This window comes from Curtobacterium sp. VKM Ac-2884 (assembly GCF_015350945.1).
Classification (GTDB): Bacteria; Actinomycetota; Actinomycetes; order Actinomycetales; family Microbacteriaceae; genus Curtobacterium.
On record NZ_JADKSA010000001.1, the window covers coordinates 472,018 to 485,338 of the forward strand.

The 13,321-nt window shown below is 71.2% G+C and carries 10 protein-coding genes; all 10 read right to left on the reverse strand.

Annotated elements, in window-relative coordinates:
• On the reverse strand, window positions 1-999 hold the full coding sequence (locus ITJ60_RS02255) for an ABC transporter permease (protein WP_194646677.1): 999 nt from the start codon (window positions 997-999) through the stop codon (window positions 1-3).
• The gene (locus ITJ60_RS02260; protein WP_131921535.1) at window positions 996-1,931 is read right to left on the reverse strand and encodes an ABC transporter permease; all 936 of its coding nucleotides are present in this window, start codon (window positions 1,929-1,931) and stop codon (window positions 996-998) included. Before ITJ60_RS02260 ends, ITJ60_RS02255 begins: the two co-directional genes overlap by 4 nt.
• Window positions 1,928-3,670, reverse strand: a complete 1,743-nt coding sequence (locus ITJ60_RS02265) for a dipeptide ABC transporter ATP-binding protein (RefSeq protein ID WP_194646679.1) — start codon at window positions 3,668-3,670, stop codon at window positions 1,928-1,930. Before ITJ60_RS02265 ends, ITJ60_RS02260 begins: the two co-directional genes overlap by 4 nt.
• Complete coding sequence (locus ITJ60_RS02270; protein ID WP_194646681.1) at window positions 3,667-5,334, reverse strand: ABC transporter substrate-binding protein; 1,668 nt, start codon at window positions 5,332-5,334, stop codon at window positions 3,667-3,669. Before ITJ60_RS02270 ends, ITJ60_RS02265 begins: the two co-directional genes overlap by 4 nt.
• 217 nt (window positions 5,335-5,551) lie before the next feature.
• The gene (locus ITJ60_RS02275) at window positions 5,552-6,466 is read right to left on the reverse strand and encodes a cation-transporting ATPase (RefSeq protein WP_194646683.1); all 915 of its coding nucleotides are present in this window, start codon (window positions 6,464-6,466) and stop codon (window positions 5,552-5,554) included.
• 505 nt (window positions 6,467-6,971) lie between these two features.
• Window positions 6,972-7,436, reverse strand: a complete 465-nt coding sequence (locus ITJ60_RS02280; protein WP_194646686.1) for a DUF2510 domain-containing protein — start codon at window positions 7,434-7,436, stop codon at window positions 6,972-6,974.
• 88 nt (window positions 7,437-7,524) lie between these two features.
• A complete protein-coding gene (locus ITJ60_RS02285; RefSeq protein WP_194646688.1) occupies window positions 7,525-8,799 on the reverse strand; it encodes a D-arabinono-1,4-lactone oxidase in 1,275 nt (424 codons plus the stop codon).
• Window positions 8,800-8,816: 17 nt separating this feature from the next.
• Window positions 8,817-10,373: an L-arabinose isomerase gene (gene araA, locus ITJ60_RS02290; protein ID WP_194646690.1), complete on the reverse strand. Its 1,557-nt coding sequence runs from the start codon at window positions 10,371-10,373 to the stop codon at window positions 8,817-8,819.
• Window positions 10,370-11,080: an L-ribulose-5-phosphate 4-epimerase gene (locus ITJ60_RS02295; RefSeq protein ID WP_123338704.1), complete on the reverse strand. Its 711-nt coding sequence runs from the start codon at window positions 11,078-11,080 to the stop codon at window positions 10,370-10,372. Before ITJ60_RS02295 ends, araA begins: the two co-directional genes overlap by 4 nt.
• Window positions 11,077-12,852, reverse strand: a complete 1,776-nt coding sequence (locus ITJ60_RS02300; RefSeq protein WP_194646692.1) for a xylulokinase — start codon at window positions 12,850-12,852, stop codon at window positions 11,077-11,079. Before ITJ60_RS02300 ends, ITJ60_RS02295 begins: the two co-directional genes overlap by 4 nt.
• Between the last annotated feature and the right edge of the window lie 469 nt (window positions 12,853-13,321).

A 13,321-nucleotide genomic window follows, 5' to 3' on the forward strand; every position in this document is an offset into this window, starting at 1 on the left:
CTACGCCCGGCGCCGCACCCGTGGGTCGACGAACGCGTAGACCACGTCGACGATCACGTTCGCGGTGACGATCAACAGCGCCGAGAACAACGTGAAGCCGACGACGACCTGCAGGTCGAGGGTGTGCACGGCGTCGATGAGCAACGCGCCGAGGCCCTGCATCGAGAACACCTTCTCGGTGATGACCACACCGCCGAGCAGCGACCCGAGGTCGAGCCCGAACAGCGTCACCACCGGCAGGATCGCGGTACGCAGTCCGTGCCGCACGACGACCTGGCGCTCGCGCAGGCCCTTGGCCCGAGCGGTCCGCACGAAGTCCTGCGACATCGACTCGAGCATCTCGCCACGGGTCAGGCGCGCGTAGATCGCGGCGCTGATGAACGCGAGCACGCACCACGGCAGGATCAGGTGGGTGAACCAGCCGACCGGGTCGTCGGTGAACGCGACGTACCCGCTCGTCGGCAGGATGCCGAGCACGAACCCGAACAGCAGGATGCCGAGCAACCCGATCAGGTACGCCGGCGACGAGACCCCGGCGACCGCGACGGTCATCACGGCCCGGTCGACGAACGTGCCGCGACGGAGCGCCGAGACCGCTCCGCCGAACACCCCGGCGACGAGCCAGAGCACGGCTGCACCGACGGCGATCGACGCGGTGACGGGCAGGCGGGACAGGATCAGGTCAGTGACGCTCTCGTGCAGCTGGAACGAGTACCCGAAGCACGGCGCGGCGCAGGTGATCACGGATGCGCCGCTGCCGAACGTGCGGCCGGTGAAGATCCCCGCCAGGTAGGCGCCGAACTGCGCCAGCCAGGGCTTGTCGGTCCCCAGGAACGCCTGCACCTCGCGCAGCCGGTCCGGCGTGCACGGTTTGTCGCAGATCGCCCTCGCGGGGTTCGTCGGCAGCAGCATGAACAGTGCGTAGGTGATCGCGGCGACGACGAGCAGCACGACGGCTGCACCGAGGACGCGGATCGCGATGAAGCGGAAGGTGCTCATCGGCGTGCTCCTCTCGGGTCGAGGGCGTCACGCAGGGCGTCGCCGAGCACGTTGAACGCGAGGGTGATGAGGAACAGTGCCACTCCGGGGAACACGAGGTACATGGGGTCGGTCTGCACCCAGCCGACGGCGTCGCCGATGCTGCGGCCCCACGACGGCGTCGGCGGGGTCACGCCGACCGCCAGGAACGACAGCGCGGCCTCGGCTCCGATCATCGACGGGATCGAGATCGTCGCGTAGACGGTGATCGTCGCCGCCAGGTTCGGCAGCAGCTGGGTGCGGATGACGTGCCACCGGCCGGCGCCCATGGCGGTGGAGGCGACGACGTAGTTCCGGCTGACGAGCGACAGTGTCTGGCCGCGGACCACGCGGGCGACGGACGGCCAGCCGAAGAACCCGATGACGAGCACGACCAGGACGGGCTTCGGGAACGACGTCGGCACGATCGCGGTCAGGGCGATCATGAAGACGAGCGACGGGAAGCCGAAGATCACGTCGACCACGCGGGAGAGCACGCGGTCGTACCAGCCGCCGAAGAAGCCGGTGGTGACGCCGACGAGCACCCCGATGACGATCGACAGGAAGGTCGCGGCGAGCCCGATGCCGAGCGACGTCCGGGCACCGTACGTCACGATCGCGAACAGGTCGCGACCGGTCAGCGGCTCGACGCCGAACCAGTGCTCGCCGCTGATCCCCCCGCCGAAGCCCTTCGGTGCACCGAACGAGTTGAGCGCGTCGATGTCGTACCCGTACGGGTCCTGCCCGGTGACGGCACTGATGAGCGGCGCCGCGACGGCGACCACGAGGAACACCACGATGACGACGGCCGAGGTCACGGCCCAGCGGTCCTGCCGGATGCGGCGCACCACGGCGCGGAAGCCGGTGGTGCGTCCGGACGAGGCCACGGGGCGCTCGACGACGTTGGCGGTCACGAGGACACTCCTTCCCAGGCGCGCCAGGCTTCGCGGCGGGCCGCCTGTCGCACGGGATCGGCGACGGGCGCCGCTGCGAGCAGCATGCGCGTGTAGTCCTGCTGCGGGTCGTCGAGCACGGCGTCCGTGGTCCCCCGCTCGACCACGCGACCGTCGTGCAGGACGACGACCTCGTCAGCGAGCTGCCGGACGACGGCGAGGTCGTGGCTGATGAGGAGCATGCCGAACCCGAACTCGTCCTGCAGCTGTGCGAGCAGGTCGAGCACGGCCGCCTGCACGGTCACGTCGAGCGCCGAGGTGGGCTCGTCGGCGATGACGAGCGCCGGACGGAGCGCCAGCGCCCGCGCGACGGCAACACGCTGGCGCTGCCCGCCGGAGAGCTGGTGCGGGAACCGCTCGGCCCACGACGGGTCGAGCTGCACGGCGGTCAGCAGTTCACGGACGCGTTCCGCACGGTCCGCCCCCGACGCGGTCCCGTGCACGAGCAACGGCTCGGCGATGCTCCACCCGATCGTCTGCCGCGGGTTGAGCGACGACGCCGGGTCCTGGAACACGATGCCGACGCGGCTGCGGAGGTCGCGGAGCCGTCGGCCCCTGGCGGTCCGCAGGTCGCTGCCGTCGACCTCGACCGAGCCCTCGACGACGGGCACCAGGCCCGCCAGCGCACGGCCGATGGTCGACTTGCCGGACCCGGACTCCCCGACCAGCCCGACGGTCTCGCCGGCCCGCAGGTCCAGGTCGATGCCCGACACGGTCGGTCCGCCGCGTCGCGTGTACCGCACGGCGACGTCGCGCAGCTGCGCGACCGGCATTCGGGAGGCGCGGCTCGCCTCCGCGAGACTCGTTTCGGTCGGACCGAGACTCGCGTTCGACGACACGGCGTGCGTCCCGGGGGCCGCGTCCTGTCGTCCAGGCCGAGTCTCGGGGTCCGCAGCCGGCGTGGCGGACGCGGGACGGGCCTCCAGGCTGGGGACGGCGGCGAGGAGCTCGCGCGTGTAGTCGGCGGACGGGTGCGCGAAGACCTCGGCGACCGTCCCGTGCTCGACGGGGTCGCCGCGGCGCATCACCAGGAGTTCGTCCGCGACGTCCGCCACCACACCCATGTCGTGCGTGATGAGCAGGACGGCCAGGGAGCGCTCGCGACCGAGCCGGCGCAGCAGGTCGAGGATGCCGGCCTGCACCGTGACGTCCAGGGCGGTCGTCGGCTCGTCGGCGATGAGCGCGACTGGGTCGCCGGCCAGGGCCATCGCGATCATGGCGCGCTGCAGCTGCCCGCCGGACAGTTCGTGCGGGTACGCCTTGCGGATCCGCTCGGGGTCGGTGAGGCCTGCGGCACGCAGCAGCTCGTCGACGCGCGCGGAGACCGCTGCACGATCCAGGTCCGTCGGGTGCGCCCGGATCGCCTCGGCGACCTGCGTGCCGATGGTCAGCACCGGCGTGAACGAGTTCATCGGTTCCTGGAACACGACGCCGATGCCGGCGCCGCGAACGGCACGGAGGGTGTCGTCGGAGGCGCCGACGAGCTCCTCGCCACGGAACCGGACGCTGCCGGAGACCCGCGCCTCGGGCGGCAGCAGGCCGAGCACGCTCATGGCGCTGACGGACTTGCCGGAGCCGGACTCCCCCACGAGGGCGAGCACACGACCGGGGGTCAGGTCGAAGGAGACGTCACGGACGACGGGCTCCGCGTCGCCGAACGCGACGCGGAGCCCCTCGACCTCGAGCAGCGGCGAACTCACTTCGCGAGCGAGACCTTGAGGTAGTTCGGGTACGCCGGGAAGTCCGCGATCTGGAAGTTCTGCACGTTCGAACCGGCCAGGAACGACTGCTTCGCGTAGGTCAGCGGGACGATCGGCGCGTCGGCCATGATCTTCTTGTCCGCTTCGACCCACAGCTTCTGTGCGTCCTGCTGGTCGACGGTGGCGCTGGCCTTCTTGATCAGGGCGTCCACGTCGGGGTTGCTGTACTTCGAGACGTTGTAGCCGCCACCCCCGATCTGCGACGAGTCGTAGAGCGGCTGGATGTTGGCGTTCGCGCTCGGGAAGTCCGGCTGCCAGCTGAACAGCGCCAGGTCGAAGTCGGTGCCGTCGGTCGTCGCGGTGTAGAACGAGTCCGCGTCCAGCGGCTTCAGCGTGACGGTGATGCCGGCGCGCTTGAGGCCGGACTGCAGCGCCTGCGCCTGGGCGAGGTAGGTCGGGTCGTTCTGGGTCGCCAGGGTCAGCTTGAGGTCGGACACGCCCGCGTCCTTGAGGAGCTGCTTCGCCTTCGCGACGTCACCGTTCGCGCCGGGCTTGTACAGGTCGTAGTCCTCGCGGCCCGCGATGCCCGGGGTGATCAGGGTCGTGGCGTACGAACCGGCCAGCGCGCCGCCCGCAGCGATCCGGTAGGACTTCTTGTCGACGGCGTACTGCAGGGCCTGACGGACCTTGAGGTCCTTGAGCGAGCCCTTCTGCGTGTTGATCGCCATGTAGTTGATCGGGCCGGCCTTCGACGTGGCGAGGCGGTCCTGGGCGGCGGGGTTGCTCCGCACCTGGTTCAGCTCGGCTGCGCCCAGGTAGCTCGCACCGAAGGAGTCCTTCGCGTCACCGTTGTCGGCGATCAGCGTCTGCGTGACGGTCGACGGGTCCTGGCTCTCCTTGAAGACGACCTTCGACGGGCCGGCGGTGCGGACGTCGTCGGTCTTCGCGCTCCACTCCTCGTTGCGGACGAGGGTGACCTGCGTGCCCTGCGTGTTCGACTGCACCTTGTACGGACCGGACGCGACCGGCTTCAGGTCGTAGGCGCCGGTGTCCGTGCCGTCGCCCTCGGGGACCGGGGTGAACGCGGGCATCGAGGCCAGCCAGGGCCAGTCACCGTAGGCGCTGTTCAACTTGAAGACGATGGTCTTGTCGTTCGGGGTCTCGATGCTGTCGAGGGTCTTGCCGTCGAACGGACCCTTGTAGCTGTCGCCGCCGACCAGGAGCGACTTGTGGTAGCTCAGGCCGCCGGTCAGCGTGGGGGCGAACGAGCGCTCGATGCCCCACTTGATGTCCTTCGTGGTGATCGGGGTGCCGTCCTGGAACTTCAGCCCGTCCTTCAGCGTGTACGTCCACGTCTTGCCGCCGTCGCTGGACTTCCCGGTGTCCGTCGCGAGGTCCGGCACGACCTTCGCGGTCTTGCCGGGCTCCACGTCCCACGTGGTCAGGCGCCGCGCGACGAGAGCGAGCGACGTGATGCCCAGGCTCTGGCTCGTCGCCGGGTCGAGGTGGAACGCCGTCTGCGGCAGCAGGATGTTGAGCGTGCCGCCCTTGGCCGTGCCGTTCGCCGCGTCATCCGAGGAGCTGCCGCCCGAGCAGCCGGTCAGGACCAGGGCTGCTGCTGCGGCGACGGCCGCGGTGATCGTCAGGCGGTTCGGGCGTCTCATGACGGTGGTGCTCCTCGTGGCAAGGGTGGTGGCGACCGTGCTGCAGCCGCTGTGGTTGCACGGACCGGGTCGCCGGGCGGCGTCCATCCTGACACCGCGGCGGTCGCCCGTCCGAATCCCGCGTGCGACAGACGTCGCACGACGAAACAATCCAAGTGCCGTGCGACGTCCGTCTATTCCCGATGGATCTGCACCGAGTCCACCCGAGGGGCGAGGGTCAGCGGTCGAACAGGCCCCCGAGGAAGTCGTTGCCGAGGTTCGATGCCTGCTCGCCGAGGCCCGACGCCTGCTCGCCGAGGCCGCCGAGGAGCTGCTCACCCTCGCCCGCGATCCCCTCGAAGCCGCCGCCGAGGTCGGCTCCGAGGTCGGCCAGTCCGAGGTCGCCGATGCCCGAGGCGATGCCGTCGAAGTCGACGCCGAGGTTCGCGGCCTCTGCCAGCACGGGCCCGGCGGCGGCGCTCAGCACCGCTCCCCCGGCGACCGCGACACCGATGCCGCCGAGCGCCATCGCACCGGCGCCGACCGCAGCACCCCCGGCGAAGGCACCACCACGCCCGCGGCCGTTGCCGTTGCCGTTGCTCGAGCCGCCGAGGACGCGGCGGATCAGGCCCGGACGGCGGACCTCGCCGCGGGTCATCGCGCGCGCCATGCCGCCGGCCGAGTCGTCGCGCAGGTGTTCGTGCGGCGGGAGTTCCGAGTTCAGGCGGTTGCGCACCTGCTGCCGCTGCGCCGGGGTGAGGCGGGCGAAGGCGTCGTGGTGGACTTGCTCGAGCTGGTCCGGCGACGAGGTGCGGAGCAGGTAGTCGTACTTCGCCAGGGCGACCTTGTCCGAGTCGGCCGGGCCGTGCTGCTGCGGCTGGCCGTACTGCTGCTGCGGCTGGCCGTACTGCTGCTGCTGGCCGTACTGCTGCTGGGGCCGCTGCTGCGGCTGGGGCCGCTGCTGCGGCCGCTGCTGCTGGCTCCGATCGTCGCCCGTCAGCCGGTCCGCTGCGCCGCGGACGACGTCACGCCAGTCGGTCCCGCCAGCGCGCTGCGCTCCGTTGCCGGGCGCACCGTCCCCCTGCCCACGCTTCTGGAGCTGCTTGTCGATGACCTTCGAGGCCATGCCGAGGATGCGGTTGAAGTTCGCCATCCCCCGACCTTTGAGGATGCACATGTGCGCTCCCAGCGACCAACCGGCGGGTCGCCCGCACATCCGACGGGAAACCGCTGTGAGCGACGGCCGGAATGTCACCGGACAGTTCGTCGTAGGCTTGACCCGGTCGCGCCACAGCCGGAGCGCGATCCGGGCGGAAGTACGAAGCCCGGGACTGCGACAACAGTTCCGGGCTTCGATTCGCCTTCCGAGTGGAAAGCCAAGGGATGCACCAACCATCCCGAGTCCAACGCTCGGAACCGATGGTAGCCGAGCACGCTCGGCGACGCATCCCTCGGTCGAAGCTCCTCGTGTCAGCCGGCGACGACACCAGGAGGTCACCGATGTCGAACGACACCGATGATCGGTCCAGGCGTCGGGTGCCCTGGCTGGGGATCGCGAGCTTGCTCGTGACCGTGGTCAGGCTCCTGATCGACCTGTCCCGCAGGGACTGAGGACCAGGGTGTCCCGCATCGCGCTCAACGATGCGGGACACCTGTCGTCACGCGAGCAGCTGTGCCGCTCGGACGACGACGGCAGCCGATGCCGCCAGCCCGAGGACGACCGCTGCGAGTGAGACTCCGAATCCGGTGATCCGTTGCCCGGTGAGCTGCCCGGCGCGTGCCAGGCCGATCGCGCCGAAGACGATCCCCAGGATGCCGGGGATCGCGAACACGTTGACGATGAACCCGAGCAGCGCGAGGACCAGCCCGGCGTACCCGAACGGGTTCGCTGCACGGGTCGCCCGGTCCTTGGCGATCCGTGCCTTCCGCCCGCGGAGCGGTTGCTCGGTGACGGCCGCGCGGTACTCCGACGGCGCGGGCGGACGCGGTGCCGGCTCCCACTGTGGCGTGGGGACAGCTACAGCAGGTTGGGGTGCGAGCGCTCCCCAACGCGCTCCGTCCCACCACCGTGTGCGGTTCGAGTCTTGCGGGTCCGGGTACCACCCGGCGATCGGCAGCGTCACTGCGCTCCCCTCCGTTGCCTCCGAGGAGGCTACGGAACCGGTGTCGTCACGCGCACGCCCCAGTCGTGGTGCCACGCGCCACGCCCCGTCAGGACAGGACACGCGCCAGGTACGCGTTGCGGAACCGGCCCGTGGGGTCGACGTCGCGGGCGACCGCAGCGAAGTCCGACAGCCGCGGGTACGCCCCGTGCAGGCGCTCGACGCTCACGCCGGACACCTTGCCCCAGTGCGGCCGTGGGTCGAAGGGCGCGAGCGCTTCCTCGATCCGCGTCACCGCGGCCGCCACGGCAGCGGCGTCCCGGCGGAACGTGAAGTGGATGCCGACCGACTGCCGACCGGACGACGGCGCGAGCCAGGCGGTGTCGGGCGCGATCGTACGGATCTCGGCGGCGATGAGGATCGGCGCGAACACCGACTCGAGCGGACGGAGGGCCTCGAGCGCGGACACTGCCGACGCTGCCGGGATCAAGTACTCGGCCTGGATCTCGGCCCCGGTCGACGGGGTGAACGAGGACCGGAAGTGCGGCAGCCGCTCGGCCCACGGCCCGGGGACGCCGCCCTGCTCGGTGACGCCGGCGGGGTCGTTCTCCCCCGGGTGCACGAGGCCGGTGGCGGGCCGCGCTCCGAGGGCGACGAGGTCCACGGTGGGCGAGGGCTCGTCCACGCGGTGCTTCACCCAGACCTGCCGGGCGCCGCGGTCGTCGAACGAGGTGAACATCGACACCGAGTAGGCGTCGGACATGACCTGGTCGAAGTGGGCGGACACCGCGTCCCACGGCAGGTCGAGGTGCACCGTCGTGGCGACCTGGAACGTCGGCTCGATCGCGAGCTCCACCGTGGTGACGACGCCGAGCGCGCCGATGGCCACCCGGTGGGCATCGAGGGCCCCGTCCGGCGAGGACGCATCGACGTGCTCGATCGCGCCGGAGGCGCGGACGACGTCGAGCCCGACCACCGCCTGCGCGAGCGACGGGTTGCGGACGCCGGAGCCGTGCGTGCCCGTGGCGACGGCCCCGGCCGTGGAGATGTGCGGCAGGGACGCGAGGTTCCCGAGTGCCCAGCCACGGGCCTCCAGACCGGCCGCGACCTGACTGTGCGTCATGCCGGCGGCAACGCGGACCACCCGACGCGACGTGTCGATGTCGAGCACCGGCGGCAGGTCCTGCAGGGACACCTGCACGGCGTCGGTGTCGGCGATGGTGTTGAACGAGTGTCGCGAGCCGAGCGCCGTCAGGCGCGGTGTGGACGCGACCAGTTCCTGCAACGCGGCCACCGACGTCGGACGCGCCAGACCGGACGCCCGGTAGGTGACGTTGCCCGCCCAGTTCGTCCGGGTGCGCTCGGTCGCGATCACGTCGCTCATCGTGGGGTCCTGACTCCTCAGAAGCCGCGGTCGAGACGGTGCCACGTCTGCTGGAGACGCAGCTCGTCGCGGAAGCCGCGGGCGGTGGTGTGCTCGTCGATGACCAGGAACTCGGTGCCGACCATGGTCGCGAAGTCCTCGACCACCTGCAGACCGACGGCCGTCGTCATCACGGTGTGGTGGGCGGCGCCGGCGGTGAGCCAGGCCTCGGCGGCGACGGGGAACGACGGACGCGGCTCCCAGACGGCTCGGCCGACGGGGAGCTTCGGCAGGGCTTCGGTCGGCGGGACGACGTCGACGACGTTCGCGGTCAGGCGGAAGCCGTCGCGGGTGTCGGAGAGCGCGACCACCACGGCCTCGCCGGAGTCGGCCGTGAAGACCAGGCGGACCGGGTCGTCCTTGCCGCCGATGCCGAGCGGGTGGATCTCCAGCGTCGGCTTCGTGGTGGTGAGCGTGGGCGAGACCTCGAGCATGTGGGCACCGAGGATCTTCTCGGCACCCGGGGTGAGGTCGTAGGTGTAGTCCTCCATCAGGCTCGCACCACCGGGCAGCCCGGCGCCGGCGACGTTCATCGCACGGACCAGGACGGCCGTCTTCCAGTCGCCCTCGGCGCCGAAGCCGTAACCGTCGGCCATCAGGCGCTGGACCGCGAGGCCGGGCAGCTGCTTGAGCGTGCCGAGGTCCTCGAAGTTGGTGGTGAAGGCGGCGGACCCGTTCTGCGCGAGCAGGGTGCGGAGGCCGATCTCGATCGCGGCGCCGTCGCGGAGCGCGCTTCGGCGGTCGCCCCCCTCCTGGAGTTCCGGTACGAGGTCGTAGGACGCGTCGTAGGTGGCGAGCAGCGCGTCGATCTCGTGGTCCGATGCGGCGGACACCGCTGCGGCCAGCTCGTTCACCGCCCAGGTGTTCACCTGCACGCCGAGCTCGATCTCGGCCTCGGTCTTGTCGCCCTCGGTGACGGCGACGTAGCGCATGTTGTCGCCGAAGCGGGTGAGCTTCAGCTCGCGGACGGCTGCGGCGCCGGCTGCGGCGCGGGTCCAGTTCGACACGCGCTGCTGGACGCGGGGGTCCGAGACGTGCCCGACGGCGGTGGCGTGCCGGACACCGAGGCGTGCCAGGGCGTAGCCGAACTCACGGTCGCCGTGCGCGGCCTGGTTGAGGTTCATGAAGTCGAAGTCGATGTCCGCCCACGGCAGCGTGACGTTCGCCTGCGTGTGCAGGTGCAGCAGCGGCTTCGTCAGCGCCTGCAGGCCGCCGATCCACATCTTCGCGGGGCTGAAGGTGTGCATCCAGGTGGTGACGCCGATGACCTTGTCGTCGGCGCTGGCCTCGATGAGCGCGCGCCGGATGCCGTCGGCGTCCTTCAGGACCGGCTTCCAGACGAGCTTGACCGGCAGCGCGCCGGCCAGCTCGGCGTGCACGGCCTTGCTCTGCTCCTCGACCTGGCGCAGCGTCTCCTCGCCGTACAGCCCCTGGGAACCGGTGAGGAACCAGACCTCGTAGCCGTCGAGCGTGGCCTGGGGGTCGACGGTGGTGTCGTGCGTCGGGGTGTCGTGCGTCGGGGTGTCCTGCGTCATCGCATGGCTCCTTCGGGGTTCTGTCCGTAGACGTTCTGGTAGCGATCGAAGAGTCGATCGATGTCTGCTTGCGCGATCGGGACCACGTCCCCGCCCTGCTTCGCGATGTGCACGGTGCGGGCGACGTCCTCGCACATCACGGCGGCCTTGACGGCGTCCTTCGCGTCCTTGCCGATCGTGAAGACGCCGTGGTTCTGCATGAGGACCGCGCGGGATCGGTGGCCGGTCAGCGTCTCGACGATGCCGTGGCCGATGGAGTCGTCGCCGATGATCGCGAACGGGCCGACCGGGATCGGGCCGCCGAACTCGTCGGCCATCGCGGTGATCACGCACGGGATGGGTTCCGCTCGTGCGGCCCATGCCGTCGCGTACGTCGAGTGGGTGTGCACGACACCGCCGACCTCGGGCATGTTCCGGTACACGTGGGCGTGCGCTGCGGTGTCGGAGCTCGGTCCGTGCTCGTTGCCCCAGCCGTCGGCCGGCTCGCCGTCGAGGGTGCAGACGACCTGGTTCTCCGGGGTCAGGTCGTCGCTCGAGACGCCGCTCGGCTTGATGACGAACAAGTCGGTGCCGGGCACGCGCTCGGAGACGTTGCCGCCGGTCCAGATCACCAGGCCGTAGCGGACGAGTTCGCCGTGCAGGCGGGCGACGCGTTCCCGGGTGGTCGCGACGGCCCGCTGGGTGTCGGGGTCGGTTGCGCTGGTCATCTGGTCACTTCCTGCTCTGCCGGGAGGCGCGGCTCGGCTCCCGCCGTCCCCTCGCCTCGGGTCGTGGTCGCGTCGGCGCCGGGGGCGGCTGCCGCACCGGTTCCGGTCGTCTCAGGTCCGGTCGCCGCTGCGGCACCGGTTCCGGTCGTCTCGGGTCCGGTCGCCGCTGCCGCCACGGCCTGGACGGGCAGGGCAGCGCGGTACCGGCCGAGGTACGTCTGGAAGCCGTCGACGTCGGCCGGCTCGGGCTCAGCCACGTGCACGGCGTCCCCGCCGAACACGGTGTCCGCAAGGAAGTCGGCGAGCTGCTGGTCGGTGTGCTCGAGGTAGGCGGCCAGGACGGCGATGCCCCAGGCCCCGCCCTCGCCCGCGGTCTCCTCGAGGGCGATCGGCACCCGCAGTGCCGCGGCGAGCAGTCGCTGCGGGGCACCGGGCGTGCGGAAGAGCCCCCCGTGCGCGGTCATCCGGTCGACCTGCACCTGCTCGCCGTGCAGCACGTCCATGCCGATCGCCAGGGTGGCGAACGCGCCGTGCACCTCGGAGCGGACCAGGTTGCCCAGGGTGAAGCGGGCGTCGGGGGTGCGGAGCAGCAGGGGCCGGCCGTCCTCGACGTGGGTGACGGGTTCGCCGGCCAGGTAGTTGAACGAGAGCAGGCCGCCGGCGTCGGGGTCGGTGCTGTCCGCGATCGATTCGGTGAGCAGTGTCGCGTAGACGGTGTCGACGTCGAGGGGCTGCCCGGCCGCTTCGGCGAACCGTCCGAAGACCTTCGCCCAGCTCGCGATCTCACTGGCGCCGTTGTTGCAGTGCACCATCGCCACGGCGTCGCCCGCCGGGGTGGTCACGACGTCGAGTTCCTCGTGCGGGGTGCTGAGCGGGTGCTCGAGGACCACCATCGCGAAGATGCTCGTGCCGACGCTGACGTTGCCGGTGCGGGGTGCGACGGCGTTCGTCGCGACCATGCCGGTGCCGGCGTCGCCCTCGGGCGGGCAGAGCGGCGCGCCGGGTTCGAGCGTGCCGGTGGGGTCGAGCCACGCGGCCCCCTCGGGGGTGAGCGATCCGGCTTCCTCGCCCGCGACGAGCACCTCGGGCAGGACCGCGCGGAGGTCGGGGACGTGCTCGCCGAGCAGGGCCTGCGTCGTGGCGAGCATGTGCTCGTCCCATCCGCGGGAGCCGGGGTCGCCCGGACCGCTGTCGACGGGGCCACCCTCGATCGGGAACACCCCGGAGGCATCCCCGACGCCGAGCACGTTCCGTCCGGTGAGTCGTCGGTGCACGTAGCCCGCGAGCGTCGTGATGCCCGCGACCTCGCCCACGTGCGGTTCCTCGTCGAGGACCGCCTGGTACAGGTGTGCGATCGACCAGCGGAGCGGCACGTTGAAGGCCAGTGCCTCGCTGAGCTGTTCGGCCGCGGGCCCGGTCGAGGTGTTCCGCCAGGTCCGGAACGGCACGAGCAGGTCGCCCGCGGCGTCGAACGCCAGGTAGCCGTGCATCATCGCGCTCACGCCGACCGCGCGGAAGGTGGTCGGACGCACGCCGAACTGCGCTTCGACGTCGGCGATGAGCGCGGCGTAGGCGGCCCGGAGACCGGTCTCGACGGCGTCGAGCGAGTAGGTCCAGCGGCCGTCGACGAACTCGTTCTCCCACTCGTGGGAGCCGGCGGCGATGGGCACGAGGTCCTCGTCCACCAGGCATGCCTTGATGCGGGTGGAGCCGAGCTCGATCCCGAGTGTCGTGCGGCCGTTCGCGACCTGCTGGGTGGGGTCGTCGCCCATGCGTTCCTCCAGAACTCCGTCGTCCTCCGTGAGCGCTCACATCCTGGCACGTGAGCGCTCACTCTCGCAACGTCCGGGCGCGCCGCCCGCTCGGCTGTGCTGCACGTCCGCACCACACCCGGCTCTGCCCGGTTCCCACCCGGTTCCCACCTGATCTCGAGCCTGACCACGACACCCCCGCTCACGTCCGCCGAGGTTCCACAACTCGCCGCCCCCGCCACGCCCAGGTTCCACGAACGGCCCGGATCCCCGCCCAGATGCCGAAATCTCGGAACCCCGAGCGCCGAGCGGGAACTCCGGGCGGCGACCTTCGGCGCATTCCGACGGCCCTCTCCGCGCCGAGGACTCGCCCGACCCTTCCCCGTCGAGGTTCCACGACTCGCCGCCGACATCGCGCCGAGGTTCCACGAACGGCTCGGAGACCCGCCCAGATGCCGAGATTTCGGAACCTCGGGCGGGCGGGCGGGAG